This is a genomic window from Sinorhizobium garamanticum (genome assembly GCF_029892065.1).
GTDB classification, from domain to species: Bacteria; Pseudomonadota; Alphaproteobacteria; order Rhizobiales; family Rhizobiaceae; genus Sinorhizobium; species Sinorhizobium garamanticum.
Window position 1 is genome coordinate 462,282 of record NZ_CP120375.1, and the last position, 24,881, is coordinate 487,162.

At 62.5% G+C, this 24,881-nt stretch carries 19 protein-coding genes and 5 pseudogenes; 18 read left to right on the forward strand and 6 right to left on the reverse strand.

Features of this window, described 5'->3' with window-relative positions; genetic code table 11:
- Positions 1 to 216: 216 nt before the first annotated feature.
- Positions 217 to 682 (reverse strand): annotated as a pseudogene (locus PZN02_RS31355) (IS110 family transposase); the annotation flags it as partial.
- A 524-nt stretch (positions 683 to 1,206) separates the two neighbouring features.
- On the opposite strand from PZN02_RS31355, the pseudogene PZN02_RS31360 reads away from it, so the two are divergent.
- The 10 genes and pseudogenes from PZN02_RS31360 to PZN02_RS31410 form a co-directional block, all read left to right on the forward strand.
- Positions 1,207 to 1,311: pseudogene (locus PZN02_RS31360) on the forward strand (cytochrome P450); the annotation flags it as partial.
- A 16-nt stretch (positions 1,312 to 1,327) separates the two neighbouring features.
- Positions 1,328 to 2,530, forward strand: a complete 1,203-nt coding sequence (locus PZN02_RS31365) for a cytochrome P450 (RefSeq protein ID WP_280663442.1) — start codon at positions 1,328 to 1,330, stop codon at positions 2,528 to 2,530.
- Positions 2,531 to 2,624: 94 nt separating this feature from the next.
- Positions 2,625 to 4,220 (forward strand): cytochrome P450, encoded by a 1,596-nt coding sequence (locus PZN02_RS31370; RefSeq protein WP_280663443.1) that lies wholly within the window; start codon positions 2,625 to 2,627, stop codon positions 4,218 to 4,220.
- Entirely contained in the window at positions 4,207 to 5,052 is an 846-nt protein-coding gene (locus tag PZN02_RS31375) for an SDR family oxidoreductase (RefSeq protein ID WP_280663787.1), read from the forward strand. Before PZN02_RS31370 ends, PZN02_RS31375 begins: the two co-directional genes overlap by 14 nt.
- 8 nt (positions 5,053 to 5,060) lie before the next feature.
- On the forward strand, positions 5,061 to 6,404 hold the full coding sequence (locus PZN02_RS31380; RefSeq protein ID WP_280663444.1) for a cytochrome P450: 1,344 nt from the start codon (positions 5,061 to 5,063) through the stop codon (positions 6,402 to 6,404).
- 151 nt (positions 6,405 to 6,555) lie between these two features.
- Positions 6,556 to 7,554 (forward strand): polyprenyl synthetase family protein, encoded by a 999-nt coding sequence (locus PZN02_RS31385; protein WP_280663788.1) that lies wholly within the window; start codon positions 6,556 to 6,558, stop codon positions 7,552 to 7,554.
- 253 nt (positions 7,555 to 7,807) lie between these two features.
- Positions 7,808 to 9,358: a hypothetical protein gene (locus PZN02_RS31390; RefSeq protein ID WP_280663445.1), complete on the forward strand. Its 1,551-nt coding sequence runs from the start codon at positions 7,808 to 7,810 to the stop codon at positions 9,356 to 9,358.
- Positions 9,355 to 10,257, forward strand: a complete 903-nt coding sequence (locus PZN02_RS31395) for a terpene synthase family protein (RefSeq protein WP_280663446.1) — start codon at positions 9,355 to 9,357, stop codon at positions 10,255 to 10,257. Before PZN02_RS31390 ends, PZN02_RS31395 begins: the two co-directional genes overlap by 4 nt.
- 70 nt (positions 10,258 to 10,327) lie before the next feature.
- Positions 10,328 to 11,392 (forward strand): type 2 isopentenyl-diphosphate Delta-isomerase, encoded by a 1,065-nt coding sequence (gene fni, locus PZN02_RS31400; RefSeq protein WP_425336391.1) that lies wholly within the window; start codon positions 10,328 to 10,330, stop codon positions 11,390 to 11,392.
- A 444-nt stretch (positions 11,393 to 11,836) separates the two neighbouring features.
- Positions 11,837 to 12,406 (forward strand): NAD(P)H-dependent oxidoreductase, encoded by a 570-nt coding sequence (locus tag PZN02_RS31410; RefSeq protein WP_280663448.1) that lies wholly within the window; start codon positions 11,837 to 11,839, stop codon positions 12,404 to 12,406.
- Positions 12,407 to 12,708: 302 nt separating this feature from the next.
- Here PZN02_RS31410 and PZN02_RS31415 read toward each other — a convergent pair whose 3' ends face one another.
- From PZN02_RS31415 to PZN02_RS31435, 5 genes are read right to left on the reverse strand one after another with little or no spacing between them, the layout of a single operon-like run.
- Positions 12,709 to 13,497, reverse strand: coding sequence for an ABC transporter permease (locus PZN02_RS31415; RefSeq protein ID WP_280663449.1), 789 nt, complete (start codon positions 13,495 to 13,497; stop codon positions 12,709 to 12,711).
- Positions 13,498 to 13,500: 3 nt separating this feature from the next.
- Positions 13,501 to 14,568, reverse strand: coding sequence for a nodulation factor ABC transporter ATP-binding protein NodI (gene nodI / locus PZN02_RS31420; RefSeq protein ID WP_280663450.1), 1,068 nt, complete (start codon positions 14,566 to 14,568; stop codon positions 13,501 to 13,503).
- A 7-nt stretch (positions 14,569 to 14,575) separates the two neighbouring features.
- On the reverse strand, positions 14,576 to 15,856 hold the full coding sequence (gene nodC, locus PZN02_RS31425; protein WP_280663451.1) for a chitooligosaccharide synthase NodC: 1,281 nt from the start codon (positions 15,854 to 15,856) through the stop codon (positions 14,576 to 14,578).
- A gap of 23 nt (positions 15,857 to 15,879) precedes the next feature.
- Positions 15,880 to 16,521, reverse strand: a complete 642-nt coding sequence (gene nodB, locus PZN02_RS31430) for a chitooligosaccharide deacetylase NodB (RefSeq protein WP_280663452.1) — start codon at positions 16,519 to 16,521, stop codon at positions 15,880 to 15,882.
- Positions 16,518 to 17,108 carry a NodA family N-acyltransferase gene (locus PZN02_RS31435; protein ID WP_280663453.1) on the reverse strand — a complete coding sequence of 197 codons (591 nt, stop codon included), beginning with the start codon at positions 17,106 to 17,108 and terminating at the stop codon, positions 16,518 to 16,520. Before PZN02_RS31435 ends, nodB begins: the two co-directional genes overlap by 4 nt.
- 265 nt (positions 17,109 to 17,373) lie before the next feature.
- On the opposite strand from PZN02_RS31435, the gene PZN02_RS31440 reads away from it, so the two are divergent.
- The 8 genes and pseudogenes from PZN02_RS31440 to PZN02_RS31475 all read left to right on the forward strand — a co-directional run bounded on the left by PZN02_RS31440 (position 17,374) and on the right by PZN02_RS31475 (position 24,635).
- Complete coding sequence (locus PZN02_RS31440) at positions 17,374 to 18,300, forward strand: LysR family transcriptional regulator (protein ID WP_280663454.1); 927 nt, start codon at positions 17,374 to 17,376, stop codon at positions 18,298 to 18,300.
- A gap of 285 nt (positions 18,301 to 18,585) precedes the next feature.
- A pseudogene (locus tag PZN02_RS31445) lies at positions 18,586 to 19,016 on the forward strand (helix-turn-helix domain-containing protein).
- A 507-nt stretch (positions 19,017 to 19,523) separates the two neighbouring features.
- Positions 19,524 to 19,973, forward strand: a complete 450-nt coding sequence (locus PZN02_RS31450) for a transposase (RefSeq protein WP_280663455.1) — start codon at positions 19,524 to 19,526, stop codon at positions 19,971 to 19,973.
- Positions 19,974 to 20,171: 198 nt separating this feature from the next.
- The gene (locus tag PZN02_RS31455; protein WP_280663456.1) at positions 20,172 to 20,768 is read left to right on the forward strand and encodes a hypothetical protein; all 597 of its coding nucleotides are present in this window, start codon (positions 20,172 to 20,174) and stop codon (positions 20,766 to 20,768) included.
- Between the two features lie 1,069 nt (positions 20,769 to 21,837).
- Positions 21,838 to 22,011: pseudogene (nifH, locus tag PZN02_RS31460) on the forward strand (nitrogenase reductase); the annotation flags it as partial.
- Positions 22,012 to 22,490: 479 nt separating this feature from the next.
- Positions 22,491 to 23,924: a nitrogenase iron-molybdenum cofactor biosynthesis protein NifN gene (gene nifN / locus PZN02_RS31465; protein WP_280663457.1), complete on the forward strand. Its 1,434-nt coding sequence runs from the start codon at positions 22,491 to 22,493 to the stop codon at positions 23,922 to 23,924.
- Between the two features lie 16 nt (positions 23,925 to 23,940).
- Positions 23,941 to 24,427 (forward strand): annotated as a pseudogene (locus PZN02_RS31470) (NifX-associated nitrogen fixation protein).
- A 28-nt stretch (positions 24,428 to 24,455) separates the two neighbouring features.
- Positions 24,456 to 24,635 (forward strand): hypothetical protein, encoded by a 180-nt coding sequence (locus PZN02_RS31475; RefSeq protein ID WP_280663458.1) that lies wholly within the window; start codon positions 24,456 to 24,458, stop codon positions 24,633 to 24,635.
- Positions 24,636 to 24,881: the final 246 nt, after the last annotated feature.

Consider the following 24,881-nt stretch of genomic DNA (forward strand, 5'->3'; position numbering starts at 1 on the left):
TTCGCGCCCAAGGCGGCTGTTCCGTCTCAACGCCGGGGAGCAGACAGTCCGCTCCCGGCCCAAATCGGTCATTCGTCCAAGCCGAGCCAATGACCGCAATGACCGCAATTCAGCCGCTCCGACTGCCAGGTTTGAGTGGCTGCTCACCTCATCCCTCTGAAGTAAGGATAGAAATCGATCAACAGTCGTGAATTCCCAACATTCACCTTCGGATCCAGGAACCCACACTGCCGTGAGCTCGCCGGCCCTCAATAGCCGAGCGAGCGCAAGCGCATCTCGACGGTTCGTCTTCACCCTGTAGCCCGGTTTCCTTGGAATCAATGATGGAGCGACAACCACGCATTCATGGCCAAGCGATCGGATCAGCCGATGCAGGCCGTAACGGGTTGGGCCGGGCTCATAACAGAAATGCACGCTGTCAAACTTTGCGGCTATCCGCTGGATGATGCGGCGCATGCTGGCATCCGATGCCTCGACCTAACCCCCAGAAGCGGCTCTCTCCCTCCCGGCCGGATTCAGCGATAGCAATTCCATTCTTCAGTTTGGCGACATCGATTCCAACAAAAGATTCTTTATACTCTACCACGGCTCGTCCTCCTGTGATGAGGATCGGCTCGGCCTGTCCGAGCAACCCTCGGACGACCAGTGTAGGGCGCGCCACCTCAGCCACGAAGACCGACATACGGTCTTACGTTGATTTGATGGTGACACGGGCAGGAACGAAACCATCCAGCTGCAGGCTGCCACGGACGCGGTCACGAAATGACCGAGTTGTGGAAGGTGGAGGATGGCCGCACTCCTGTACCGTTAGACTCTGTCTTAAAGCCATCCGGAAGCGACAAGCGTGTCGTGGTTGCGACACTAGGGTGTCATTTACCCGACACGGCCGCCCGCTGCACCCAAACAACCCCGTTGAAGTATAGGGGTTCTATTCAAATGTGTCTGACTGGCACAGCTCTTGCGTAGAAGAGAGGGCGAAGCGGTTAGTTTCAACCACTTCGGCTACGTTTATCGAGGCTTTCGAAGGGGCAAACCATGCGCGGTGCATTTCTGAACAGCTTGATGATGACGATCGTCTTGGCGACGGTGCCCACCATGACGGCTTTCGCCCAGCCCCAGATGACCACCGTCGCCAAGGCGATCGATTCCAACCCCGACAAGCCTCCCGAGGATGCCGCCGACCCTCGCGCTTATCCGGAAAAGATCGATCTGGCGCTGACCATCGCCGCGGAGGACGTCGTCTACATGCCGTCTTACGTCATTCGCTGCCCGCAGCGCCTGCCGGTCACCTTCCGCCCTTCCATCGCTTAGAGAGTGAAGTGCCACCATGTCCGAACAACCCTTGCCGACGCTGCCGATGTGGCGCGTCGATCACATTGAACCCTCGCCCGAGATGTTGGCGCTACGCGCCAACGGTCCGATCCACCGCGTGCGCTTCCCGTCCGGGCACGAAGGTTGGTGGGTGACAGGCTACGACGAGGCCAAGGCGGTGCTGTCCGACGCGGCGTTCAGGCCCGCGGGAATGCCGCCGGCGGCATTCACCCCGGATTCGGTGATTCTCGGTTCGCCGGGGTGGCTGGTCTCGCACGAGGGGGGCGAACATGCCCGGTTACGCACGATCGTGGCGCCGGCCTTCAGCAACCGCAGGGTGAAGCTGCTCGCGCAGCAGGTCGAGGCGATCGCCGCGCAGTTGTTCGAGACGCTGGCGGCCCAGCCCCAGCCCGCCGACCTGCGGCGCCACCTCTCCTTTCCGCTTCCGGCCATGGTCATCAGCGCGCTGATAGGCGTGCTCTACGAGGATCACGCCTTTTTCGCCGCGCTGTCCGACGAGGTGATGACGCACCAGCATGAAAGCGGCCCGCGCAGCACGTCGCGCCTGGCCTGGGAAGAACTGCGCGCCTACATTCGCGGCAAGATGCGGGATAAGCGCCAGGATCCGGGCGACAACCTGCTGACGGATCTGCTCGCGGCGGTCGACCAGGGCAAAGCGACCGAGGAAGAGGCGATCGGCCTGGCCGCGGGCATGCTGGTGGCGGGGCACGAGAGCACCGTCGCGCAGATCGAATTCGGTCTGCTGGCCATGTTCCGCCATCCGCAACAGCGCGAACGCCTGGTCGGCGATCCATCCCTGGTGGACAAGGCGGTGGAGGAAATCCTGCGCATGTACCCGCCGGGCGCGGGCTGGGACGGCATCATGCGCTATCCGAGGACCGACGTGACCATCGCGGGCGTGCATATTCCCGCGGAGAGCAAGGTGCTGGTCGGCCTGCCGGCGACGTCGTTCGATCCGCGCCATTTCGACGACCCGGAAATCTTCGACATCGGGCGCGACGCAAAGCCGCACCTGGCGTTCTCCTACGGGCCGCACTACTGCATCGGCGTGGAGCTGGCCAGGCTGGAACTCAAGGTGGTGTTCGGTTCGATCTTCCAGCGCTTTCCCGCGCTGCGCCTGGCCGTGGCGCCCGAAGAACTGAAGTTGCGCAAGGAGATCATCACTGGCGGGTTCGAGGAGTTCCCGGTGCTCTGGTGATGCGCGGACGCCGCCGGGAAGCGCGATCTTCTGCGCAATTTGCCGGCGCGCCTGGCGCGCGCCAGTCAGATCAGCCAGCCAACAGGTAACCAAGATGGACGTGCAAGAAACCACGGCAGCATGCCGGGACGCCTTCGCCGAACTGGCCTCGCCAGCGTGCATCCACGACCCGTATCCGTTCATGCGGTGGTTGCGCGAGCACGATCCGGTGCATCGTGCGGCATCGGGCCTCTTTCTGTTGAGCCGCCACGCTGACATCTACTGGGCGCTCAAGGCCACGGGCGATGCGTTTCGGGGACCGGCGCCGGGCGAACTGGCGCGCTATTTCCCCCGAGCGGCGACCAGCCTGTCGCTCAATCTGCTGGCGTCCACGCTAGCGATGAAGGAACCACCGACGCATACGCGTCTGCGCCGGCTGATCTCGCGCGATTTCACCATGCGCCAGATCGACAACCTGCGGCCGAGCATCGCGCGCATCGTCGCAGCGCGCCTGGACGGCATGGCGCCCGCGCTGGAGCGCGGGGAGGCGGTGGACCTGCATCGGGAATTCGCGCTGGCCTTGCCCATGCTGGTCTTCGCCGAACTGTTCGGCATGCCCCAGGACGACATGTTCGGGCTCGCCGCCGGCATCGGCGCTATTCTGGAAGGCCTGAGCCCGCACGCCAGCGATCCCCAGCTCGCCGCGGCGGACGCGGCCAGCGCCAGGGTGCAGGCCTACTTCGGCGACCTCATACAGCGCAAGCGCACCGATCCCCGCCACGACATCGTGTCTATGCTGGTCGGCGCACACGACGACGATGCCGACACGCTGTCGGATGCGGAGTTGATCAGTATGCTCTGGGGCATGCTGCTGGGCGGCTTCGCCACCACTGCTGCGACCATCGACCATGCGGTCCTGGCGATGCTGGCGTATCCAGAACAGCGGCACTGGCTGCAGGGAGACGCCGCGGGGGTGGAGGCATTCGTCGAAGAAGTCCTGCGCTGCGACGCGCCCGCCATGTTCAGCTCCATTCCGCGTATCGCCCAGCGCGACATCGAACTGGGCGGCGTGGTGATCCCGAAGAACGCGGACGTGCGCGTGCTGATCGCGGCCGGCAATCGCGACCCGGACGCCTTCGCCTATCCCGACCGCTTCGATCCCGCACGGTTCTACGGCACCAGTCCTGGCATGTCGACCGACGGGAAGATCATGCTGAGCTTCGGCCACGGCATCCACTTCTGCCTCGGTGCGCAATTGGCCCGCGTGCAGTTGGCCGAGAGCCTGCCGCGGATCCAGGCGCGCTTCCCCACGCTGGCATTGGCCGAGCAGCCGACCCGGGAGCCCTCCGCGTTCCTTAGGACGTTCCGCGCGCTGCCGGTGCGGCTGCATGCGCAAGGGGCTGAGATGCGCGTCGTGGTCGACCAGGATCTGTGCGGAACCACTGGGCAGTGCGTGCTGACGCTGCCAGGCACCTTTCGCCAGCGCGAACCGGACGGCGTGGCCGAAGTGTGCGTGGCGACGGTCCCGCAGGCTCTGCACGCCGCCGTGCGGCTCGCGGCCAGCCAGTGCCCGGTCGCCGCCATTCGGGTCATCGAAAGCGGCGCTGGCGATGACGAGCGCGGCAGCGCGCCTGCGCCTCCTCAGGCGGAGGCCGAGCGGCATGCCGCGAAAGACCAACGCAATCCAGGAGGACATGATGGGACGGTTTGAGGGCAAGATGGCTGTGGTGACCGGCGCCGGCGCCGGCATCGGCAAGGCATGCGCCCTCGCCATCGCGCGCGAGGGCGGCAGAGTGGTGGTGGCCGACATTGATGGCTCGGCGGCCATCGCCTGCACTGCGCAGATCACGGCCGAAGCGGGCCACGCGCTGGCCCTGGCCATGGACATCGCCGATGCGCAGGCCGTGGCAGCGCTGTTCGAAACGGCGGAGCGGCACTTCGGTGGGGTCGACCTGCTGGTGAACAACGCGAGCGCCATGCATCTGACCCCGCTCGACCGCGCGATCCTCGACCTGGACCTGGCGGTCTGGGATCAGACCATGGCGACCAATCTGCGCGGCACGCTGCTCTGCTGCCGGCAGGCCATCCCACGGATGATCGCCCGCGGCGGTGGCGCGATCGTCAACATGTCATCGTGCCAGGGGCTCAGCGGTGACACCGCGCAGACGTCCTACGCCGCGTCGAAGGCGGCGATGAACATGCTGTCGGCCTCGCTCGCCACCCAGTACGGTCATGCCCAGATCCGCTGCAACGCGGTTGCGCCGGGTCTCATCATGACCGAGCGCCTCCTCGCCAAGCTGGACGAGTGCATGCAACGGCATCTGCGCCGGCACCAGCTCCTGCCGCGCGTCGGCCGCCCCGAGGACGTGGCCGCGCTGGTGGCGTTCCTGCTCTCCGACGATGCTGCGTTCATCACCGGCCAGGTCGTGTGCATCGACGGCGGCATGCTGGCGCATGTGCCGACGTACGCTGACGGTGGCAACAGCCGCGCTGCGCGGCCTGCCGGCGACACCGCCGAAGCGGCCGTGGCGCCGCGCTGCTGATGGAGCTGATGGCCATGCTGCTCAACCCGCTGAACCGTCGACACCGGCTCCGGCACGACATCCCAGTCGTGCCCGGCGCTTTCCCCCTGGTCGGGCATCTTCCCGCCATCGTCTGCGACCTGCCGCGTCTGCTGCGGCGTGCGGAACGGACGCTGGGCAGCCACTTCTGGCTGGATTTCGGCCCTGCAGGACACCTGATGACCTGCGTGGATCCAGATGCGTTCGCACTGCTCCGGCACAAGGACGTGTCCTCGACGCTGATCGAAGAGATCGCGCCCGAATTGCTTGGCGGAACGTTGGTCGCCCAGGACGGCGGCGCGCACCGGCAGGCGCGGAATGGGATCAAGGCGGCGTTCCTGCCCAAGGGGCTGACCCAGGCCGGCACCGGCGACCTGTTCGCACCGGTCATCCGGGCGCGGGTGCAGGCGTGGCGCGACCGCGGCGACGTAACCATCCTGCGCGAAACCGGCGACCTGACGCTCAAGCTCATCTTCAGCCTCATGGGAATCCCCGCGCAGGACCTGCCGGGATGGCATCGCAAGTACCGGCAACTGCTGCAGTTGATCGTCGCGCCCCCGGTCGACCTGCCCGGACTTCCGTTGCGGCGCGGCCGCGCCGCCCGCGACTGGATCGACGCGCAGTTGCGCCAGTTCGTCCGCGACGCGCGCGCGCATGGCGCGCGCACCGGGTTGATCACCGACATGGTGAGCGCCTTCGATCGCAGCGACGATGCGCTCTCCGATGACGTCCTGGTCGCCAATATCCGCTTGCTGCTGCTTGGCGGTCACGACACCACCGCCTCGACGATGGCCTGGATGGTGATCGAGCTGGCGCGGCAGCCTGTGCTGTGGGACGCCCTGGTCGAGGAGGCGCAACGCGTGGGCGCGGTGCCGACCCGGCACGCGGACCTGGCGCAGTGTCCGGTCGCCGAGGCGCTGTTCCGCGAGACGCTGCGCGTACATCCGGCGACCACGCTCCTGCCGCGTCGCGCGCTGCAGGAATTGCAACTCGGCCAACGGCGCATTCCCGCGGGCACCCATTTGTGCATCCCGCTGCTGCATTTCTCGACCTCGGCGCTGCTGCACGAGGCGCCTGATCAGTTCCGCCTGGAGCGGTGGCTGCAACGCACGGAGCCGATCCGGCCGGTGGACATGCTGCAGTTCGGTACCGGCCCACACGTCTGCATCGGCTACCATCTGGTATGGCTGGAACTGGTGCAGTTCTGCATCGCCTTGGCGCTGACCATGCACGAGGCCGGGGTGCGGCCGCGGTTGCTGAGCGGCGTCGAAAAAGGCCGACGCTATTACCCGACCGCACATCCGTCCATGACAATCCGCATCGGATTCTCATGAGCCGGCATCGCATGCCCCGTGTGGCGACGCAGCGGCGCCGGCGACGCGCGGCATTGCTCCACTCGGCGCGCGCGCTCGGTGCGACGCCGGCAACACCGCGGCTCGCCGCTCGCCGTGGCCGTCTCCTTTCAGGTACAAGGACATGAACAACATGCAGACCGGTTCCACGCTACACGACGACCGAACTGCCGCTTCCGCGCTCGGCGGATTGGGCGCGCAGGCGCCCGGCGCATCCGACAGGCTGCTGCCGGAGATCTGGATGCAGGACGGCGCAAAGCGGGTCGAACAGGCGCTGGCGCGTCTTCTCTGCGCCGAAGACGACGGTGAGACCGAGCTGATGGCGGCGATGCGCTACGCCACCTTGCATGGCGGGAAGCGCACCCGCGCCTTGCTCTGTCTGGCTGCCGGCGCACTGGCCGACACGCCGGCGCACATGCTCGACGACGTCGGCGCCGCCATTGAGATGATGCACGCCTGTACCCTGGTCCACGACGACCTGCCCGCGATGGACGACGACGTGCTTCGCCGCGGCCTTCCGACCGTGCACGTCAAGTTCGGCGAAGCCACTGCGATCCTGGTCGGCGATGCGCTGCAGGCGCACGCCTTCCTGACCCTGGCAAGCCTGGATGCGCCAGGCGACAACCGTATCGCGCTCGTGCGCGAACTGGCGCAGGCGGTGTCCGCCGAGGGTGCCGCAGGCGGGCAGGCCATGGATCTGTCGCTGGTCGGAAAGCACGTCGAGCTGGACAGGATCGTGGCGATGCACCGGATGAAGAGCGGAGCGCTAGTGCGCGCGTCCGTTCGCATGGGCGCGCTATGCGCCATCGCGGAGGATGCCGCGCACGCTGCGCTGTACTGTGCGCTCGATCGCTACAGCGCCTGTTTCGGCCTGGCGTTGCAGGTGGTCGACGACATTCTCGACGCGACAGCGGATACCGCGACGCTGGGCAAGACCCCCGGCAAGGACGCGGCGGCGCAGAAGCCGACCTGCGCGTCGATCATGGGGCTGCAGGCAGCGCGCCAGTTCGCGCTGGATCTGTTGCGCGACGCCGGGGAGGCCATCGCCCCGCTGGGGCCGCGTGCGGAACGGTTGGCGCAGATGCTGCAGCGGGCCAACGCGTATCTGTTCAAGCACGCGCCATGCGCATGAGCGCCTCCGCATGGAGTCGCTCCTGTGCCGCTGCGATCGGCCGGCGGCAGCGGTGCATGCTGCACTGTGTCCGAGTCCGCGGCGCCGGTCGCAGCGGTTGGCCAGCACGGCCGCGGCGCACGCGGCGCGTTGCGCGCAAGCCTATGCGGCGGACCAGCGCCAGCATCGGGGCGCGTCGCCGCGCCGGCGGCGACGTGCGCTGCGTCTGGCCGATCCTGGTTCTCGTCAACCCTCTGCAGAAGGAACATCCCGCGTGAACGCGCTGTCCGAACAGATCCTTTCCGAATTGCGCCACCTGCTGAGCGAGATGAGCGACGGCGGCAGCGTCGGTCCCTCCGTCTACGACACGGCGCGAGCTCTGCAGTTCCACGGCAACGTCTCCGGTCGGCAGGACGCGTACGCGTGGCTCATCGCGCAGCAACAGGCCGATGGCGGATGGGGAAGCGCGGACTTCCCGCTGTTCCGCCATGCGCCCACGTGGGCGGCGTTGCTGGCATTGCAGCGTGCCGATCCTCTTCCCGGCGCTGCCGACGCAGTTCAGGCTGCAACCCGGTTCCTCGAGCGCCAGCCCGATCCCTACGCGCATGCGGTGCCGGAAGACGCGCCGATCGGCGCGGAGCTGATCCTGCCGCAGTTGTCCGGCGAGGCCGCATCCTTGCGGAGCGGCGTGGCGTTTCCGCGCCACCCGGCACTGTTGCCTTTGCGGCAAGCGCGCCTGGTCAAGCTGGGGGCGGTGGCGACGTTGCCGAGCGGCCATCCGTTGCTGCACTCCTGGGAAGCCTGGGGGACGTCGCCGACCACCGCATGCCTGGATGACGACGGCAGCATCGGCATCAGTCCGGCGGCCACCGCCGCGTGGCGTGCGCACGCCGTGACACAGGGGAGCACGCCGCAGGTCGGGCGCGCCGACGCGTATCTGCAGGCGGCATCGCGGGCGACGCGCAGCGGCATCGAAGGTGTCGTTCCCAACGTCTGGCCGATCAATGTGTTCGAGCCATGCTGGTCGCTGTACACCCTGCATCTGGCCGGGCTGTTCGCGCATCCCGCGCTCGCCGACGCGGTGCGCGTGATCGTCGCGCAGCTCGACGCCCGCCTGGGCGTGCGCGGTCTGGGCCCGGCCTTGCACTTCGCGGCCGATGCGGACGACACCGCCGTTGCGTTGTGCGTCCTGCGCCTTGCAGGCCGCGACCCGGCGGTCGATGCGTTGCGCCATTTCGAAATCGGCGAGCTGTTCGTCACCTTCCCCGGCGAGCGCAATGCCTCGGTGTCGACCAACATCCATGCCCTGCATGCGTTGCGACTGTCGGGAAAGCCCGCCGCCGGCACCAGCGCCTACGTCGAGGCCAATCGCAACCCTCACGGTTTTTGGGACAACGAAAAATGGCACGTTTCGTGGCTGTATCCCACCGCGCATGCGGTCGCTGCGCTGGCGCAAGGCAAGCCCCAGTGGCGCGACGAGCGCGCGCTGGCGGCGCTGCTGCGGGCGCAGCGCGACGACGGCGGCTGGGGCGCCGGTCGCGCCTCCACATTCGAGGAAACCGCCTATGCGCTGTTCGCGTTGCACATGATGGACGGGAGCGAAGAGCCGACGGGGCGCCGGCGCATCGCGCAGGCGGTGGCGCGTGCGCTGGAGTGGATGCTCGCCCGCCATGCGGCGCATGCATTGCCGCAGACGCCGCTGTGGATCGGCAAGGAACTGTATTGCCCCACCCGCGTCGTGCGCGTGGCCGAACTCGCCGGGTTGTGGCTGGCGCTTGGTTGGGGGCGGCGCGTCCTGGCCGAGGGAGCAGGAGCGGCGCCATGATCCAGACCGAACGCGCGCTGCCGCAGGTGCTGGAGTGGGGGCGCTCCCTGACCGGGTTCGCCGACGAGCATGCCGTGGAAGCGGTCAGGGGCGGCCAGTACATCCTGCAGCGCATCCACCCGAGCCTGCGCGACACCAGCGCCCGCACCGGCCGCGATCCGCAGGACGAAACGCTGATTGTGGCGTTCTATCGCGAACTGGCGCTGCTGTTCTGGCTCGACGATTGCAACGACCTTGGCCTGATCGCGCCGGAGCAGCTCGCCGCGGTGGAGCAGGCGCTGGGGCAGGGCGTGCCGTGCGCGCTCCCCGGATTCGAGGGCTGCGCTATGCTGCGCGCTTCGCTGGCCGCGCTCGCCTACGATCGTCGCGACTATGCTCAGCTTCTCGACGATACCCGGTGCTACTGCGCGGCGCTGCGCGCCGGACACGCGCAGGCGGCAGGGGCGGAATGCTGGTCCTACGCCGAGTACCTGCACAACGGCATCGATTCGATCGCCTACGTGAACGTGTTCTGTTGCCTGTCGTTGCTGTGGGGGCTGGACATGGCGACCTTGCGCGCGCGTCCGGCGTTTCGCCAGGTCCTGCGGCTCATCTCGGCGATAGGGCGCCTGCAGAACGATCTGCATGGACGCGACAAGGACAGGTCGGCCGGCGAGGCCGACAACGCGGCGATCCTGCTGCTGCAGCGCTATCCGGCTATGCCTGTGGTGGAGTTCCTCAACGACGAGCTGGCCGGCCATACGCGCATGCTGCACCGGGTGATGGCGGAAGAACGCTTTCCCGCGCCGTGGGGACCGTTGATCGAAGCCATGGCGGCCATCCGCGCGCAGTACTACCTGACCTCGACCAGCCGCTACCGCAGCGACGCTGCGGGCGGAGGCCAGCGTGCGCCGGCCTGAACGCGCGGGAGGCGGCGACGTGCGCGCGCTGCCGTCGGTCCGATCCGACGCAACGCCGTCGCCCGATGCGATGGATGGAGCGAGCATGAGCGACATCGCCCTGAGCCGGCGCAAGGACGACCATCTGGACATCGTGCTGGATCGGCGAACGGCGCCGGCCACGGTCGCCGCCGGCTGGGAGCACATCCGTTTCGAACACTGCGCATTGCCCGAGTTGGACCTGACGCAGATCGACCTGCGCGCCTCGCTGCTGGGCAAGACCATGCGCGCGCCGCTGCTGATCAGCTCCATGACCGGCGGCATGCCACGCGCCGAGGCCATCAACCGGCATCTGAGCGAGGCAGCGCAAGCCTTGGGGATCGCCATGTGCGTCGGTTCGCAGCGCGTGAGCCTGCAATCCCACAACTCCCAGGGGCTGACGCGCGCGCTGCGCCGCCTGGCCCCAGACATTCCCTTGCTGGCCAATATCGGCGCCGCGCAACTGCGCGAGGCCGACGGCCTGGACCTGGCGCGCCGGGCGGTGGATGCGCTGGAGGCCGATGGACTCATCGTCCATTTCAATCCGCTGCAGGAAGCGGTACAGCCGGAGGGCGACCGCGACTGGCGAGGCGTCCTGGCGCAGATCGCTCGCGCCGCGCGCAGCGTGGCCGTGCCGATTGTGGCCAAGGAAGTGGGGTCTGGCCTGTCCGCCTCGGTGGCCTGTGCACTCGTCGAGGCGGGCGTGGCGGTGATCGATGTCGCCGGCGCCGGCGGCACCAGTTGGGCCGCGGTGGAGGGCGAGCGCGCCCGCGATGCCGCCGACCGTGCAGTGGCGATGGCGTTCGCCGATTGGGGGATTCCGACCCCGGCCAGCGTGCAGGCGGTACGTCGGGCGCTGCCAACGGTGAAGCTGATCGCGTCGGGCGGGATCCGCGACGGCGTCGACGTGGCCAAGGCCATCCGCCTGGGCGCGGACATCGCCGGGCAGGCGGCCGGCGTGCTGCGCGCGGCGACGGTGTCCACCGAGGCGGTTGTCGCGCATTTCGAGATCGTCATCCGCCAGTTGGCCGTCGCCTGCTTCTGCACCGGTTCGGCCGATTTGGCGACGTTGCGTCGGGCGCGCTTGTTGCCCTCGGCGCATCTGCCCGCCGGTTGATGCCGGCGTCGGCACAACGGCAAAGAATTTGCCGATCATCGGCCCCGCAGGCTGATCTCTACTTTGCCGATCCATACTCTGCTTTGGCAACGCGGCAGCGACGAAAACGCAATGGACTGACACGCCAGTACTTGCCACCACGCCGACTTCAGCACCATCACTGAAGAGCGCCTGCGATGGATCGAGCAACGCCTTTACGACCGACCACGCAAGAGACTCGGATTCAGAAGGCCCCTCGAAGTTTTCTTAGAGGAACTCATCAACAGCGTTGCGAGTCGCGAGGATGGCCGTCCCGAATTGCGACTGTCAAACAATCGACAGGACGAGTAGCTTGAGTAGAGGCTTCTTGAATTCATGAAACAGATAGAACTATGTGTCTAAATCGATTGGAATAGAATCTAATCCTGGATCATCGTTTTCCCGCCAGAAACGAAGGAAACCACGATGACAAAGACCTCGATCCTCGTCTTCCATCCGGATTTGGCCCGTTCCAAGGTCAACAAGGCCCTTGTCGCGGCGGCAGCCGGACTGCCGGGGGTGGAGATTGCCGACATGCAGGCTCTCTATCCGAACGGTATCGATTCGTCACGGGATGGCCGGCGCGAAGCTGCGCGCCTTCTCTCAGCCGACCGTATAGTGCTGCAGTTTCCTTTCCAGTGGTATTCCACGCCAGCGCTCCTAAAGGCATGGCAGGATGCCGTTCTCACCCGCATGTTCTACATGACATACGAGCACGAGGGTCGGGCACTCCGGGGCAAGCCGCTGCTGATCGCCGTTACCACCGGCAGTGCTCCAGAGTCCTACGGTCCTGGTGGCCAAAACATGTTCACAATGGACGCGTTGCTTGCCCCGCTGCGGGCCACTTCCCATCGCTGCGGGCTCCGATGGACCAAGCCATTCGTTGTCTACCAGGCGGACAAACTGGAACCTCCACAGCTTCATGCCGCAGCAGCCGATTACGCCGACACGTTGCGAGCGGTGAGCAGCGACTCCTGCCTCCTCAAAACGGTCTGAGGCGCGGAAAACACTCGTAACATTCACGGATACTTCGCGCCTGTGCCGAAGGAGCGCCGCGAGGATCGATGCGCCCAGATAATAGCCTCGATCTAACGTGAGGCGCCGATTCCATCGCCTCAGGTACTGCAGCAACGAACGCTGGAGCGCAGGTGATCGCCCCCTAAGGGGCAACGATCCGACCATGCCCGATCGCCGTTCCTCCATGCCGCGATAAGGCATGGCTAGTCCCGCGCACGCTCCAATAGACGTTAGCGTAAGTGTCCACTGATGACGCGTATTGTCCACCGTACCATGTCTGGTCAAGGCATAAGGCGTCGTCGGAGCAATGCAGTCGACAAGAAAAATGGTACTACTACGTAGATGCAAAGAGCGCCGACATGCAGACCGACGTCGACTACCGGGCGGCCGAGCATTGTCGGACGGATGACTTCGATCGAATGTGCCAGCGGCAAGAATCGTGTTACATGTTGAAAAGCGCCAGGCAGTTGGTCGACTGGAAAGACAGCGCCGGACAGGAACAGCATCGGTGTGATGACGAGCGTCTGATAGAATATGAAATAGTCGTAGCTGGGCGCAAGTGCCGTGACGAGCATGGCTAGGCTCGCAAACGCTAGGCCGGTCAGGGCAATGACCGGCAGCGCATAGAGGACGGACAACCATTCCGCGTAGCCCAGCATGGCGGCGACAATACCGATTCCGGTACCCGCCAGAGAGGCCTTGGTCGCTGCCCACGCTAATTCACCGAGAACGATATCGCCGATCGTGACCTGTGTGTAAAGGATTGCTTCCCAGGTGCGCTGAGCGCGCATGCGGGCGAAAGTCGCGTAAATCGTTTCGAAGGTCGACGCGGTCATCGCGCCTGTCGCGACCATTCCGGCCGTCAAAAATGCAATGTACGATACGCCGTCAACGCGCCCCACCATCATTCCCAAGCCAGTGCCGAGGCCGAACAGGTAAATCATGGGGTCGGCGAGGTTGCCGAGGATCGACGCAAGCGCGACTTTTTTCCATGCCAGATAATTGCGACGCCATACGGCAACCCAGTTCCACCCGTTGGCGGGCAGAGCCGCCGCATAAAGCTTCCACATCGTTCAGTCCTTCAGCTCACGCCCGGTCAACCGTAAGAAGACGTCCTCAAGATTAGGCGGACGCTGTAGAATGCGCAGACCCGCGCGCCCGTCCAACTGCACTCGCACCTGCTCTGGGTCGGGGGCATAACAGAAGAGGGTCTCGCCGCTCACCTCGATGTGCCGCGCGTATGAACTCACCAGCGCAGTCAACTCATGGGGATTCCCACCGTAGACCTCAAGCACCTCGCAACCGATCTGCTCGTCTATCAGCACGTGAGGCTGGCCTTCGGCGATCTTGCGCCCTTCTTCGAGCACACACAGCCGGTCGCACAACCGCTCGGCTTCTTCCATGATATGGGTGGTCAGGAGAATCGTCTTGCCGCGTGCCAACAGCGAGCGCAGCCGTTCCCAGATCAGGTGGCGCGCGTGCGGGTCGAGTCCAGTGGTCGGCTCATCCAATATCAGGAGTTGGGGGTCGTTGATGAGCGCACGCGCCAGTGTCAGGCGCCGCTTCATGCCGCCGGATAGGTCCGCGACACGGGCATCCGCTTTGCTCTCCAGGCGCGCAAATTCAAGGAGCGATGGGATTATCGCTTCGATCTCGTGCGTGCTCATCCGGAAGTAGCGCCCGAAGACCAACAAGTTCTCGCGCACCGTGAATTCCAAGTCGAGGTTGTCGAACTGCGGAACTACGCCGATACCCATCCGTGCTAGACGAGCCCGCGCCGGCACTGGCACCCCGAGCACAGTGATCTCACCCGCATCAGGCGTTGTCATGCCGAGGATCATGCGCGTGATCGTGCTTTTCCCCGCGCCGTTCGGCCCTAACAGACCGAAGCACTCACCCGCCGCAACGGTGAACGATAGCCCATCGACAACGGATCGGTCACCGTATGACTTTTTTACGCCGGCAAGATCGATTGCCACGGTTGCCATGGAATCCGGTGTGGAAATCTTGACGCTTAAACCCGTGTGGCGCTCCCGTTCGAACGGACTCGGCTCAAGGGGGCACAGATCCTCTGGGGCCAACTCACGATTTAACAATTGAGTTTTCGCTTTCTTTTCCAAAACTCGCCCGTTTACGGTCATCCGACTATCACTCGCCATTGTATGTGCCGTCAGATGTCACCAACCCTGGGCTTTGCACCGAGTTCTGCTTTCGACCGCTGTCTGGTACATTCGGCACGAAACCGCGCGACAGCCAATCGCTATTAGACAATGTACACAACGCATAGGCTTTCAAAGGAAGTAACAGAAAGAGGTTGATGGGTGTGTGCAGCGCGAAGCCCAAAAATCTAACTTGGCGAGCACGAACCGCTACAACACTGCAGCGTATCATGGTCATGGATGCAATCATCAAGACCGTCCACCACGGCACTGTGGCTGTCAGTATGAACTGTGCAAGGCCCGCCACTACCGACACGGCGAGTAACAGCGGCCCGATATTCTGCCCGATCACGTCCAAGGTGAGATAGCGGTCGAGGCCAGGTAGTAGATGGAGCGCTAGAAACGTGTCCCGGAACGTGCTGCGTGCCCAACGCAGTTGTTGGCACAGGTACGATCCAAGCGTGTCCGGCACGACTGTTGCCACGACGGCGTCCGGAACATACTCCGTTCGAAAGCCTGCTTTCAGCATGAGAATCGTCAGATGGCGATCCTCACCGAAGTCACTTGGTCTGCCCCGAAACAGTTGCGTCTCGTATTGATCTAGCAGGGAAACGAGCGCGGCCCGCCGGTACATAGCACATGGGCCGCAGCAACACATCACGGCACCGAAGCGTGCCTGCGCCGCGCGTTCCTCGTTGCAGGCAAGCCAATACTCCATGTCGATCAATCGCGTCAGCCAAGTGTCACGCCGGTTGCTGGCGGTCAACTGGCCCATGGCCGCACCGACCCCCGGACTTTGCATCTTTAATGCGAGCTTGGTGACGACGTCGGACGCGACAGTGCTGTCTGAGTCCACATTTAGCACCAAATCTCCAGATGATTGGCGTATCGCGGCGATCTGCGCTTTGCGTTTTCCGACATTCTCCGGGAGCAGAATAAAGCTGAACCTCGGATCGCGCGCATAAGCATCATGTACACGCACCATGGCGTCGCGGTTCCTAGAACCGTCATCAACGACATAGACTCGCAGTTCTCCAGCATAATCCTGGTCTGCAATGGACGCGAGGCACGCCGAGAGGATGCGCGGGTCCTCGTTGAAGCAGGGGACGATAACATCCACGGCTGGCCGGCGGCCGGTCTCGACCCGTGCCGCCGAGACTACTGACCCGTTTGTCGGGCGAGCATAAAGGACCTGCATGCTCTTGTAAGCGGTCGAGAGGAGGGCATAGATCGCTATGGCGGCGGTGCTGGTTGTGTCAAGCAGATACATGGGCTCTCGTCTGTTCAGTGATGCTAGGGAAGTGCACGAATTGCAAAGCCACGCCCATGCAGCACCGGGATGATACGGGAAAGGGCCAAAAGAGTTTGGTCACGCAGACCGAGAAGCTCAGCCTCATCGGGAGGACAGCCGTCGTGCAGAAGCACGATTGCGCCAGGTCGAGCAGTGGAAAGTACTGCGTCAACAATCGCGTCGACGCCTGGGCGAGACCAATCTCGAGGGTCTGACGACCAGTGGATCGCCCGAAGTCCGGCGCTCGCCGATGTGGAAAGCACGTCCTCGCTCCAGGCCCCGTAAGGCGCTCGTATATGGCGGACCTCAGCCTGGGGACACGCCGAGATAATGGCCTTATTTGCCTCGATTATCTCACGTTCTACTTCGTGGGGTCCGCATGTTGACAGGTCCGGATGAGTCATCGTGTGGTTAGCAACCTCGTGACCTTCCGCGACGATACGTCGGATGAGTTCCGGCTGCTCTTTCGCATACGCACCGATGACGAAGAACGTCGCCGGCACCCGGTATTCAGCCAGGACATCCAGTATCTGCGGCGTACAAAATGGATTGGGGCCATCGTCAAACGTCAGGTAAACGCTGCGATCTTCGGTGCCGCCGGCGCTATCAACCGGCACTTCGCGCAGATAGTCGAGTTGTGTCACAGTTCTGGTCCGTTTCGTTCTATCAACGTGCCGGACGGCCACTCGCTCATGGTGCGTCCGATCGGAATTACCAAGACGAGCAGGTCCTCGGTGCGGGTGGGGGGCATGTAGGGATGAAAATCTGGAAGGGTCGACCGGACACTAACCCCAGTCAACACGCTAAGCATACCGGTTCGAGCATATCTTTCGACGTGGCTCCGCATGGCGTGCCGAACCGTACCGAAGGCGAAGGGGACGCCGAGCTCCTGCAGCGTTGGAAACAATGCGCTGACCGAATGACCGATGCCCATTCGCTCGAGATCCGGTCGCACCCCGTACAAACCCAATTCAGCCACGGCAAGATCAGTCTCACCAACCTTTATGAAACGGCGCAACAAGCCCATGTGACTTGCTATTCCGCGGGAGTCGTAGCCAATTGCACGTCGTTCCGGCCTCGCGCCGGCCCAACTTCGGCCGCCCTCGAATGGTTTCGTGTGGAACGCGCCCGTCGGCCCGTAGGTTTTGTTGAAGAACTCATTAAGCTCTGAGTGGTCTGAGCGTTCCAACTCATTTTCCCAGCATAGTTTCCACTGTACATCCGAGGACATGCAAGAACTCCAGCTCGTTGTATTTACCCAAACACGATCAAAGCAGTGGTAGGATAAGCGCACGTTAGGCCTGGCAGGCGGATTTGACGCCGGTTGACGAGAGCCCCCAGAGCAGAACCGGTCAAATCAGGGACCATCCTGACTTCTTAAGTTTCCGTCGACGCCTTGATTGCGATTAAGTTCGCGGTCTTATATAAGCAGATCGCAACATTGGTAAAATTGATTGTGTGAATGCCAATCATCCACGCTATGGATACCCTGAGACATGCGTTTCAAAGGCCTTGATCTAAATCTCCTCGTGGCGCTCGACGCTCTGATGACCGAACGCAAGCTCACGGCCGCGGCACGCAGCATCAATCTCAGTCAGCCAGCTATGAGCGCGGCTATCGCCCGGCTGCGCACCTATTTCGGCGACGACCTATTTACAATGCAGGGCCGCGAACTCATTCCAACACCGCGTGCGGAAGCGCTCGCCCCCGCGGTTCGGGACGCCCTGCTGCACATTCAGTTCTCCATCATTTCCTTGGAAACGTTCAATCCTGCCCATTCGGAACGGCGTTTCAGGCTCGTCCTTTCCGATTTCATGATACTCGTGTTCTTTGAGAAGGTCGTGCAGCGCGTCGCACGAGAAGCCCCCGCCGTCACCTTCGAGTTAGTTGCTCTCGATGACGAGCCTGATGAGCTTCTCCGCCGCGGCGATGTCGATTTTCTAATCCTGCCGGAATTGTTTATGTCGGGCGCGCATCCCAGAGCGAAACTCTTCGACGAGACACTCGTGTGCGTCGGCTGCGCCACGAACAAGCAGCTATCAGGACAGCTTTCCGTCGAAACATATATGTCGATGGGGCATGTTTCAGCTAACTTCGGGCGTACGGTTAAGCCCAACATCGAGGAGTGGTTACTGGGGGAGCACGGGATCATGAGACGTATCGAACTCGTCGTGCCGGGCTTTACCTTGATCCCGCCGTTGCTATTACACACCGACCGTATAGCCTCCGTGCCGTCGCGTCTCGTCAATTATTTCGCAAAAACGACACCCCTGCGGACCGTCGAACTTCCGGTGCCAGTTCCTCCATTCACCGAGGCTATCCAGTGGCCCGCCGTCTACAACAGTGATCCTGCAAGCATCTGGATGCGGGAGTTATTGGTAGAGGAGGGGGCTCGCATGAAAGCCCAGTCGGAAACCTCTTAGACGTTACTAAACGGAATCGCTTGCGCCGTCAGGCTTTTCGGAAGCCTCCGCCAACGTGTGAACTGCATAGCGCCAGTCGATGGGCAGCAGACATTTGAAAGGGATTGCCGAAACACTGCATTACCTGCCGGCATGCACCACGATCGCGAAAACAGAGATGCCTCAATGAGTTGGTGACTTCCTGAACTGAGCCAACTAAGCTAGGCGTCTTGCTGTAGATCGAATCTGGACCCCGGCGCGCCGAAAAATGCAATCGACAGAGGAAGGCGCACCGGGGAGGTAACTATGCCGAGTATTAACCCCGAGAAAAAGAGAGGCAGGCACAACCCTGTGGATGTTCATGTCGGCCGTCGAATTCGCCAACGGCGCGTCTGGCAGCAGATGTCGCAGGCGGCGCTCGGCCAAGCCATCGGGGTGACATTTCAGCAGGTACAAAAGTACGAAAGAGGCTCGAACCGGGTCGCTGCGAGCCGCCTTCAGCAGATAGCCGAGGCTTTGGACGTGCAGCTTCATGCTTCTTTGAGGGCATGCCTGACAAAACCGAATCGAGCGGGCACGACGCTGCCAACCAAGCCGACATCCCGCCCGAAGTGATGGAAGTCGCGGCGAGCGGGGAAGGGGTCGAACTCGTCCGGGCGTTTTCCCGCGTCGGCGATCTTCAAGTGCGCAGTCGGATCGCAATGCTCGTCAAGTCTCTCGGCGAGCACGATTGGTAATGTAGCAAATTCGCCCGTGGTAATATGAAGGCACAGTGTTTTGGGGCCGAAAGGAGCCGGGCACAAGCGAGACAAACATAACGATCGTCATCGCCAGACCCACGCGGGGCGCTCGTCCAGCGCTTATGGTGATACCAGCGGCTCCAGACTAGGCACGCAGCTATCCAAGGCCCCCGAGCGTGCCTGAGTGGCGGCGGTCAACATTGAGCGCGGCAATCGTCGGTCGGTTGATCAATCGCACCGTCGGTGAAGGCCAGAAGTCGGTCAACGATCGCGCTGGGCATGGGGCTATCCCCGTCGTCAAAGCCTCACCGTTCGCGCAGCAGCAGGGAATCCATTGGCTTTTGTCGGTTAACTTCGAGCCGCACCAGTATGGGCGAGTTCAATAACCATGAGCCGCGCACGACGTCGGGCACTAGAAATCAACCATACGTGAAGTCGCAGTTTGACGCTTGCGTTGAATCTGTAGTAACCCAAAATCATATGAGGCTCAGGGAGGAACTACAGATGGCTGATGAGAGTAAGGCGGGACCGTTCGCTACGATTGAGGCGAATGCGGGAACTAAAAGCCCCACTGCTAAAAAGCGGAGGTCGCCACGACTGCAGAAGGCGGCTGCCGAACAAGTTCGTGATTCCAAAGGGACGGCTGCTAAGCCCAGGAGGTATAGCGATCAAGAAAAAAACGATAAGCTCAAGCTAATCGAGACGCAAGTCGCCGAACGCAAGAGCACCCTCAAGGACGCCATCAAGAGCGCCGGCATATCGGAGCAGACCTATTATCAGTGGAAACGGGCAGCAAAGCCCGTTGATCAAAAGGACGACAAAACTCGTCCGGCCGGAGATGAGTTGGCAGATCTCGTTCAACTCGAAAAGGAAAACTCGAGGCTTCGTCAACTCCTGGCCGACAAGTTGCGTGCGGAGAATGCTGAGCTGCGTAAGCGGCTCGGGCTGGACTGAAACCACATGGGGAGTCCGCTGGGAACGCAATTTTGCTCATTGGCGCGGTCGGCTCGCGAAAAAAACACGCAAGCTGCTGCATTGCCAATGCGCTCATTGACTGCCGCCAGTTGAATTGACGAGTGACGAGCAGTATTTGTCCAGAAGCGGTGGCGCCGATCGGCGTTGGCCGTTGATGGTTTCTTGCGGTTGAGACATATGAAAACACCACGGAGCTTCATTGTTGAATTCAAGCCCGGGCGGCGGCAGCCAAAGGGACGCCCGAACTCAATTTGGGGGGAGACGGACTTCGAAGCCTTGGCCCGCGAAGTGAAAGAGCAGGCACCACATCTATTCAATTCAACGGAGACGTCCCCAACGCCTGATGTAGGGGAGGGCTCGCAGGCCGATCCGAGCGCAGGTCCTGTTGCCAGAGACGCAGGTGACTTCGACGGTGCACGCAGACCGGTAGCCTCAGGCGACAGTGTAGAGGCTGAGGTGTCGAAGCAGCATCAGGACAATCCTCCCGCAGGCAATGCTGTAGTGGATCGGCAAGGGAGCTCTGAAGTCCCGCCACCTCGGACACCGTCAAGGAGCGGCATTTCTCGACGGCGCGAGCGCTATACAACATATATTTCGATGGGCGTGCATCAGGATGAGAGCGAGCAGACCAAATCTGTCGAACATGCGATCTCCCTCGAGGAAGTGGCGGCCCTTGACGCAGAAAATAAGCGACTCAAGAGTTTGCTCGCTGAGCAGATTCGTGCGGAGAACTTAGAGCTCAAGAAGATGCTTGGGCGGTTTAAAGTCACATAAGGTAGCGTTCAATCGCCGTGCATTCATGAAAGTACCATGCGATTGCAAAGCGCAGAATTCGAGACTGCGCATCACGCGAGCTGAACGTGCGCCAACGCGACCGTAATGCGCGTTAAGTGTTTCGGCGAATACGACGCGTGAGCTATTTGCGCGGATTTTTAAGTTTTCGGGCCGGCTCCAGCAGTTTTGAGGAGCCGAATCATCCTCACCCAGCAGCACCCATCGCCGATGGCCGTCGTGCGCTACGTTACCCTGCTCTGTCCGTTGAGCCCGGTGATGAGGTGATGAGCCGCTGGAGCAGGTGGATGTTCCGTATTGCGCTATCACGTATAAGCGAAAAGCTGGACGTCCCCTCTCGACGGCATGCCAGTATGGTTGCGTTGAGGAGGAAAGCGCCGGTAAGACCAGCATGCTCGGCCGGGATTTGGCGAAGAGAACGATTCTGGTCCATGCGGCCGGGCCGATGGCGCGGCGATTTTTCTCGAGTGGCAAACTGCTAGCATATCTCGATTTAGGCCTGCGCCGGAAGCAGCCGGCAGTTCGGGAGACGTTGCTTAGGCATCAGGTCCAATGGAGGGCCCATCTGTGCGGAGCGTTTGTCAAACGGCAGAAGAATGGATGTTGCTGGGCTGGCGGCGATCTGCAAAGCGGCGCTCTCCACTGTGTTCACAATTTTTGTGATCTGCTGATCCGCAGAAGACGCGAGTCATCAATGCCTTGCTCCGTCATCTGCGGCCGGCCAGCACTCTGATTGCTGCCGTCAAACACATGGCCCATTGCCGGAGGAAGCGCAATCTCTTTGCACGGTGCCACGGCGCCCTTACTTCCTCCACAAGGTGCGCGAGGTGGATCAGGACCTCGTGTCGGGTTTGTCGGGCCCGCGACGTGGCCCTTGTTTGCTAATCTCGTGTTTGTCCGAGGGTAAGTAGCTGACAACAAATCACAAAAGTCTTTTGTAGCTGAAGTCGGCCAAATTGGCACGAGTTTTGAAGCCTTCGTTGCAAGCGGCGAGAGCTGCCGACCGGCATTCATGTCGTAGTTGACGGATCGAACGAAGGAGGAAAAGCAAGTGGCAAGTTTGCGTCAGATCGGATGCTATGGCAAGGGCCGCATCGACGAGTCCACATCCCAAAGTACCCTCGCAGCGCTTGCCGGCCTCGGGGAGAAGATCCTTATCGTCGGCTGCGACCCCAAAGCCGAGGGCACCCGCCTGATCCTGAACTCGAAGGTGCCGGACATAGTATTCCGTTCGGGCGGCGCGCGGCTGGTCGGGCTGATTTATAACCAACGCCAAATCGACCGCGCGTTCGACCTCGCCGAGGCGCTGGCGTCCCATGACGGTGTGCTCAACCGCGCTCATCAATGTTGGCCGAGTGGGCGAGCGTTGGAGCATCTCGTTCCTGGAAAGCTCGATATACGGCACCAAGGCTACATCAAACGGATTCCAGCACACCGCTGTGCTGCTCGTGAAGAACGGGGCCGATCCGCTTCTCGAACGCACGAAGGCGCTGATCGCGGAAGAAGGGGCAAGCCCGCGGAGGAGGCCGCGACTCCAAAGCAAGCCCGTGCTTCTCAACCCCGGCGCCGCAAAGTCCCGTGCGGTCGTCATTGCGTTGGTGGAGATCGGCATCGCGATCGTCACCATGTCGGCCAAGAAATCGACGACCGCCGACAAGGAGCCCAGCAAACAGGTCATGAAGGTCGTCAACCCGAGGAAGGCTGATGGTCCGCATCCTTCCCCAGAGCAAATCGGCGGCGATCAACCCGCTGAAGTCGTCGCAGCCGCTTGGGGCCGCTTTCGCCTTTCTTGGGGTCGATGGTGCGGTACCCCTCTTTCATGGCAGCCAAGGCTGCACCAGCTTCGCACTGGTGCTTTTCGTACGGCATTTCAAGGAAGCCATCCCCCTGCAAACGACGGCAATGGACGAAGTGGCCACGATCCTCGGCGGGGCGGACCATCTCGAACAGGCAATCCTCAATCTCAAAACCCGCGCAAAGCCAAAGCTGATCGGTATATGCACGACGGCGCTGGCGGAAACCCGTGGCGAAGATTTCGTAGGCGATCTCGCCAAAATCAAGCTGGAGCACGCGGAAGAACTTGCAGGTACCGACGTCGTGCTGACCAAAACGCCGGATTTCGACGGCGCAATCGAGGAGGGCTGGGCCAAGGCTGTCACCGCGATGATAGAAGCGATCACGCAAACCGGTGAGCGAGCCCGGCAGTCGAGGAAGGTCGCGATCCTGCCAGGTTGGAATCTCACTGTAGCTGACATCGAGCATTTGCGCGAGATGGTAGAAAGCTTCGGGCTCATGCCGGTGATCCTGCCGGACGTCTCCGGCTCGCTCGACGGTACGGTGCCCGATGACCGCTGGGTGCCCACTACCTATGGCGGCACCAGCGTCGAGGGAATCCGCGAGCTTGGCACGGCGGCGCAGTGCATCGCGATCGGGGAACATATGCGCCGTCCTGCGGAGATGCTGCAGACGCTAACCGGAGTGCCTTACGTGCTATTCCAGTCGCTGACCGGTTTGAACGCAGTCGATCGGTTTGTCTCGCTACTTTCCGCGATTTCCGGTGCGCCCGCGCCAACGAAAGTCCGCCGTCGCCGCGCACAGCTGCAGGACGCCCTGCTGGATGGTCACTTCCATTTCGGTGGCAAGAAGATCGCGATCGCATCCGAGCCGGACCAGCTCTACCAGCTCGCCACCTTCTTCACCGGCATGGGTGCCGAGATCAGCGCGGTGGTCACGACGACCGGTACCTCGAAAATCCTCGAGAAGGTCCCTGCGGAAGCGATTCAGGTGGGCGATCTCGGCGATCTGGAAAGTCTTGGCGCCGGCGCTGATCTTCTCGTCACACATTCGCACGGCCGGCAAGCGGCAGCGCGTCTAGGCATTCCCATGATGCGTGTCGGTTTCCCTGTGTTCGACCGGCTCGGCAGTCAGCACAAGCTCACAATCCTTTATCAGGGAACGCGCGACTTGATCTTCGAAGTCGCCAACATCTTCCAGTCCGATCCCCTCGCGCCGTCACCCCGGGCACTTGATCCGTTTCGTAGCCAGACCGACACCGATAAGAAAAGCCAGCGCCTTGCACCTGGCGATCGCACACAAGCTGCTACCGCTGGCATGCCCGCCGACAAGAATCCCCTTTGACGATGAGGACTGCGAAATGAGAACACCACACAATAACCTCATTATCCCCGCTGTCGACGACAAGGCGGCTCTTGCTACCTCTTTCCTTAAAGGCCTCATTCAGCTGATCCGCGCTCAGGACTCCTACGGTTTGTGGGAAAGCAATGTGGATGATGAGCTGCTCGCCGAGTTCATTGTCAACAAGGAGTGGCGCCGTGATGTCTTGATCATTGGCGATCCCGATCAGGAAGTGCTGTGGAGGCTACAAATTTTTTACCGCTGTGTGGGACTTGCGATCCAGGAGCGCTCCGGCCTGGTGGCATCGCCCATCATAATGATGAGCCCCGAGGGCTTCGGACGTGTGCTTCTCACGACAGGGGGGTTGGTCGTTCTGTCGAAGACCCTGCGCGACGTCCACCGATTTGGTTTTGCGACGGTTCGCAAACTCGCCAGGGCAGGGACGAAACTGGTGGATAAATGCGGTCGCAGTAATCGAAGCCTACCCGCATGTAGCGCTGGCGTGATGACACCGATTTTTCGACGGAGGAGATCATGTCAGACCATGAGAGGCTTCAGAGAAAGCTCCGCAACCTGCAGTCGCGCGCACTGCGAGCCCACGCCAAGGCCGTCCCAGTCAACTGGACCGAGAAGCTGCTCGACTATCTGCGGTCGAAGTTGGCGCTGGCACGGGCGGGTGGAAGACGGCCCCTCCCTACGCTGTGGCGGCCTTAAGATGAAGCTCGATGCTCACCGGGCTCCGCGAGAGTACCTCGGACCTATCGAGCTTCAACCCGCTACTCGCCCGGTTGAGAAAACACGGTCAAGTCTTCAGCGGGGCTGAGCTGATCGGCGCGGCGGAACAACATCCATGTCCGACCACGCACCGTGGACGTTCGGATCAGCCGGCTCAGAAAGAAGGATGAAAACGGCCTCGTCCTACAGCGCATCTCCTCGTGCTGAGGGCAAGTCTTGCGGGCT